Source organism: Streptomyces flavofungini, from assembly GCF_041028215.1.
Lineage (GTDB): Bacteria > Actinomycetota > Actinomycetes > Streptomycetales > Streptomycetaceae > Streptomyces > Streptomyces flavofungini_B.
In genome coordinates this window covers 1-3508 of record NZ_JASKYR010000811.1, presented here as the reverse complement: position 1 = coordinate 3508, position 3508 = coordinate 1, and the positions used below count along the sequence as shown (strand labels likewise).

Sequence of the window (3508 nt, the reverse complement as noted above, 5' to 3'; positions counted from 1 at the left end):
GCTCTGCACCGCGTTCTGTCCGGCGGCGACGGACTCGGAGGCGCCGGCGGGCAGCGTCTGGGCGAGCTGCTCGAGCGGGAGGGCCGACGTGACGGTGCCGAGGGCCGCTGCGGTGTCCGGGGCGGCGGGGCCCGCCGGGGCGGCGTTCGCGGCACCGGCTCCGGCGGCGGCGAAGGCGGCTCCGAGAGCGGCGACACCGAGGGTCTTGGCGGCAGACTGCTTCATCTTCAGGGCGTCCTTGCGGAATCGATGACGGGGTACTGCGTGGTTCAACGACCGATCGGACCCCGGATCACGGGCAGAGGGACGCGAAAAAGCGGCCGGGCGGCACACCACCCGGCCGCTCCACGCCCGCCGGGGCGGGCGGAACGTGCGCTACTTCGCGGCGGACGCGCTGGTGGAGACGGTCTGACGGAACAGCCACTCGGACTTCAGTTCGGCATAGCCGGGCTTGATCACGTCGTTGATCATGGCGAGGCGTTCATCGAAAGGAATGAACGCTGATTTCATCGCATTGACTGTGAACCACTGCATGTCGTCGAGCGTGTAGCCGAACGTGTCGACCAGGTGCTCGAACTCGCGGCTCATGCTGGTGCCGGACATCAGGCGGTTGTCGGTGTTGACCGTCGCCCGGAAGTGCAGCTTGCGCAGCATGCCGATGGGGTGCTCGGCGTACGAGGTCGCGGCGGCCGTCTGGAGGTTCGACGTCGGGCAGAGCTCCAGGGGGATGCGCTTGTCCCGTACGTAGGAGGCGAGGCGGCCGAGGCGGACGCTGCCGTCCTCCGCGACCTCGATGTCGTCGATGATGCGCACGCCGTGGCCGAGGCGGTCGGCGCCGCACCACTSGAGCGCCTGCCAGATCGACGGCAGGCCGAACGCCTCGCCCGCGTGGATCGTGAAGTGGTTGTTCTCGCGCTTGAGGAACTCGAAGGCGTCGAGGTGGCGGGTGGGAGGGAAGCCCGCCTCCGCGCCCGCGATGTCGAAGCCGACGACGCCGAGGTCGCGGTAGCGGTTGGCCAGTTCGGCGATCTCCAGGGCGCGGGCGGCGTGCCGCATGGCGGTGAGCAGGGCGCCCACGCGGATGCGGTGACCGTTCTCCTTCGCGCGGCGCTCGCCCGTGCGAAAGCCCTCGTTGACCGCCTCGACGACCTCTTCGAGGGTGAGGCCCTGCTCCAGGTGCTGCTCGGGGGCGTACCTGATCTCGGCGTAGACCACGCCGTCCTCGGCCAGGTCCTCGGCGCACTCGGCGGCCACGCGCTTGAGGGCGTCCTTGGTCTGCATCACCGCGCAGGTGTGGGCGAAGGTCTCCAGATACCGTTCGAGGGAGCCGGAGTCGGCCGCCTCGCGGAACCAGACCCCGAGCTTGTCGGGGTCGGTCTCGGGCAGTCCCCCGTAGCCGTTCTCCCGGGCGAGGTCGACGATCGTGCCGGGGCGCAGGCCGCCGTCGAGGTGGTCGTGGAGGAGGACCTTCGGGGCGCGGCGGATCTGTTCGGCGCTGGGCGTCTCGCGGTCCGTGTGACCGGTCGTGTGAGTCTGGCTCGTCATTTCGGCACTGTAGCGCCTACGCGCGTAGAACTCACTGGTCGTTGCGTAACAGTGACCCTGCGGACGGGTGGCGTACACCGTGGCTTCTGACACTGTTCTGTCATGGCACAGCATGGGACGGCGGGGCCCTCGGGCGCGCCCAGGCTAGGGCGTGTGGTCGGAACGGCTCCTTCGGCGGTGAGCGGCGCGGTCCTGCTGCTGCCCGGCGGCGCGGAGACATCGACCCGTAAACCATCGCCGCTCGCGGCCGGGGCCGTGCGCGCGCTCGGCCGCAGGCTCGCCCACGACGGGCGTGAAGCGGGCCTCGCCGCGCACGTCGTGCACTACCGCAGCCGAGGCTGGAACGGCGCCCAGGCCCAGCTCGCCCACGACGCCGACTGGGCGGCGGACGAGATCGTACGGCTCTACGGCGACGTCCCCGTCTGCCTGGCCGGAGTGGACATGGGCGGCAGGGCGGCGCTGCGCGCGGGCGGGCACAGCGCGGTGGAGTCCGTCCTCGCGCTCGCCCCCTGGCTGCCCGAGGAGGACATGGCGGCGACCCCCGAACCGGTGAAGCAGCTCGCGGGGCGGCGGGTTCTGATCGTGCACGGCACGAACGACGAACGGACCGACCCCGAACTGTCGTTCCGGCTCGCGCAGCGGGCCAAGAAGGCCAACCGCGACGTGTGCCGCTTCGAGGTGCACTCGGACGGGCACCGGCTGCACCAGCACCAGAGCGAAGTCCTGGCGCTCGCCTCCGACTTCGTCATGGGGACGCTGTTCGGGTCCTGCTTCGCCCGGCCGCTGGAGGACGCGCTGGCGGCCCCGCCGCCGCTGGGGCTCCGGATGCCGCTGGCCTCCGGCTTCGGGCAGTCGCTCCGGCGGTGACTCCCGGGGGGGCGCGGCTCACGCCGGCTGCTGCAACAGCCTGCCCTTCCTGCTCAGCAGGAACTCCTTGAACGCCGCCACCGGCGGGGTGTCCGGGTGGCCGTCCAGCCAGGCGACGCCGATCTCCCGTACCGCCCGCTGGCCCGTCACCGTCAGCTCCACCACTCCGGGGCGGGGCACGGCGGGCGGCGGCAGCAGGGCCACGCCGAGGCCCGCCGCCACCAGGCCGCGCAGGGTCTCCGCCTCCTCGCCCTCGAACGCCACCCGGGGCGTGAAGCCCGCCTCCTGGCAGAGGTCGTCGGTGATGCGGCGCAGGCCGTAGCCCGGCTCCAGGGTCACGAACGCCTCGTCGGCGGCCTCGGCGAGACGCACGCGCCTGCGCCCTGCCAGACGGTGGTCGTCGGGGACCACCAGGCGCAGCCGCTGCTCGTCGAGGCGGCGCGCGACCAGATCGGGCGCGTCGGGCACGGGCGAGGTCAGGCAGAGGTCGAGTTCACCGGCGCGCAGCCGCTCCAGCATCGCCTCGCCGTAGTTCTGTACGAGGCTGAAGCGCACCCCCGGGTGGCCGGCGCGGAAGGCGCGGAGCAGTCCGGGCACGGTCTCCGAGCCCATCGTGTGCAGAAAGCCGAAGGCGACCTTGCCGGACTCCGGGTCGGCGTCGGCCCGCACCGACTCGGCGGCGCGCGCCACCTCGCCGAGGGCCCGCTCGGCCGAGGCGAGGAAGGTGCGGCCCGCAGGGGTCAGCGAGACGGTGCGGCCGCGGCGCGCGAACAGGTCGACGCCCAGGTCCCTCTCCAGGCGTACGAGGGCGCGGGAGAGGGTCGACTGGGGTATCCGCATCTCCTGGGCGGCGCGCGTGACGTGCTCGGTGCGGGCCGCTCCGGCGAAGTACGCCAGGCGTGGCGCGAGCAGCGTCACGATGTCCTCCGTGTCACTGTCGCGTGACAGGTCCGGCTGTGACCTCTGCTGATGCGGCATAGGATCGATTATGGCGTTTTCATGCATTGGACGCATCAGAAAACGCGGTCGTACGTTTTCGGCATGCCTCCCGCCAGTAGCGGGGCGCCCGCCACCATCCCCGCGGTCGCCCACTCCC

The 3508-nt window shown here is 72.0% G+C and carries 3 protein-coding genes and 1 pseudogene; 1 reads left to right on the top strand and 3 read right to left on the bottom strand.

The genetic code is table 11. From position 1 onward, the window contains the following. Positions 1 to 225 (bottom strand): annotated as a pseudogene (locus AB8Z36_RS34855) (ATP-binding protein); the annotation flags it as partial. Between the two features lie 150 nt (positions 226 to 375). Continuing rightward, positions 376 to 1545, bottom strand: coding sequence for an adenosine deaminase (locus AB8Z36_RS34850; RefSeq protein WP_369217392.1), 1170 nt, complete (start codon positions 1543 to 1545; stop codon positions 376 to 378). A 102-nt stretch (positions 1546 to 1647) separates the two neighbouring features. Between AB8Z36_RS34850 and AB8Z36_RS34845 the strand changes: the two genes are divergently transcribed. Then, the gene (locus AB8Z36_RS34845) at positions 1648 to 2412 is read left to right on the top strand and encodes an alpha/beta hydrolase (protein WP_369217391.1); all 765 of its coding nucleotides are present in this window, start codon (positions 1648 to 1650) and stop codon (positions 2410 to 2412) included. Positions 2413 to 2430: 18 nt separating this feature from the next. On the opposite strand, the gene AB8Z36_RS34840 is transcribed toward AB8Z36_RS34845, so the two are convergent. Continuing rightward, the gene (locus AB8Z36_RS34840; protein WP_369217390.1) at positions 2431 to 3390 is read right to left on the bottom strand and encodes a LysR family transcriptional regulator; all 960 of its coding nucleotides are present in this window, start codon (positions 3388 to 3390) and stop codon (positions 2431 to 2433) included. Positions 3391 to 3508 lie beyond the last annotated feature (118 nt).

What these genes read in the sequence shown, in the direction of transcription:
- AB8Z36_RS34845 (WP_369217391.1), top strand. Translation starts at nt 1,648, where the DNA reads ATGGCACAGCATGGGACGGCGGGGCCCTCGGGCGCGCCCAGGCTAGGG.
- AB8Z36_RS34840 (WP_369217390.1), bottom strand. Translation starts at nt 3,390, where the DNA reads ATGCCGCATCAGCAGAGGTCACAGCCGGACCTGTCACGCGACAGTGAC.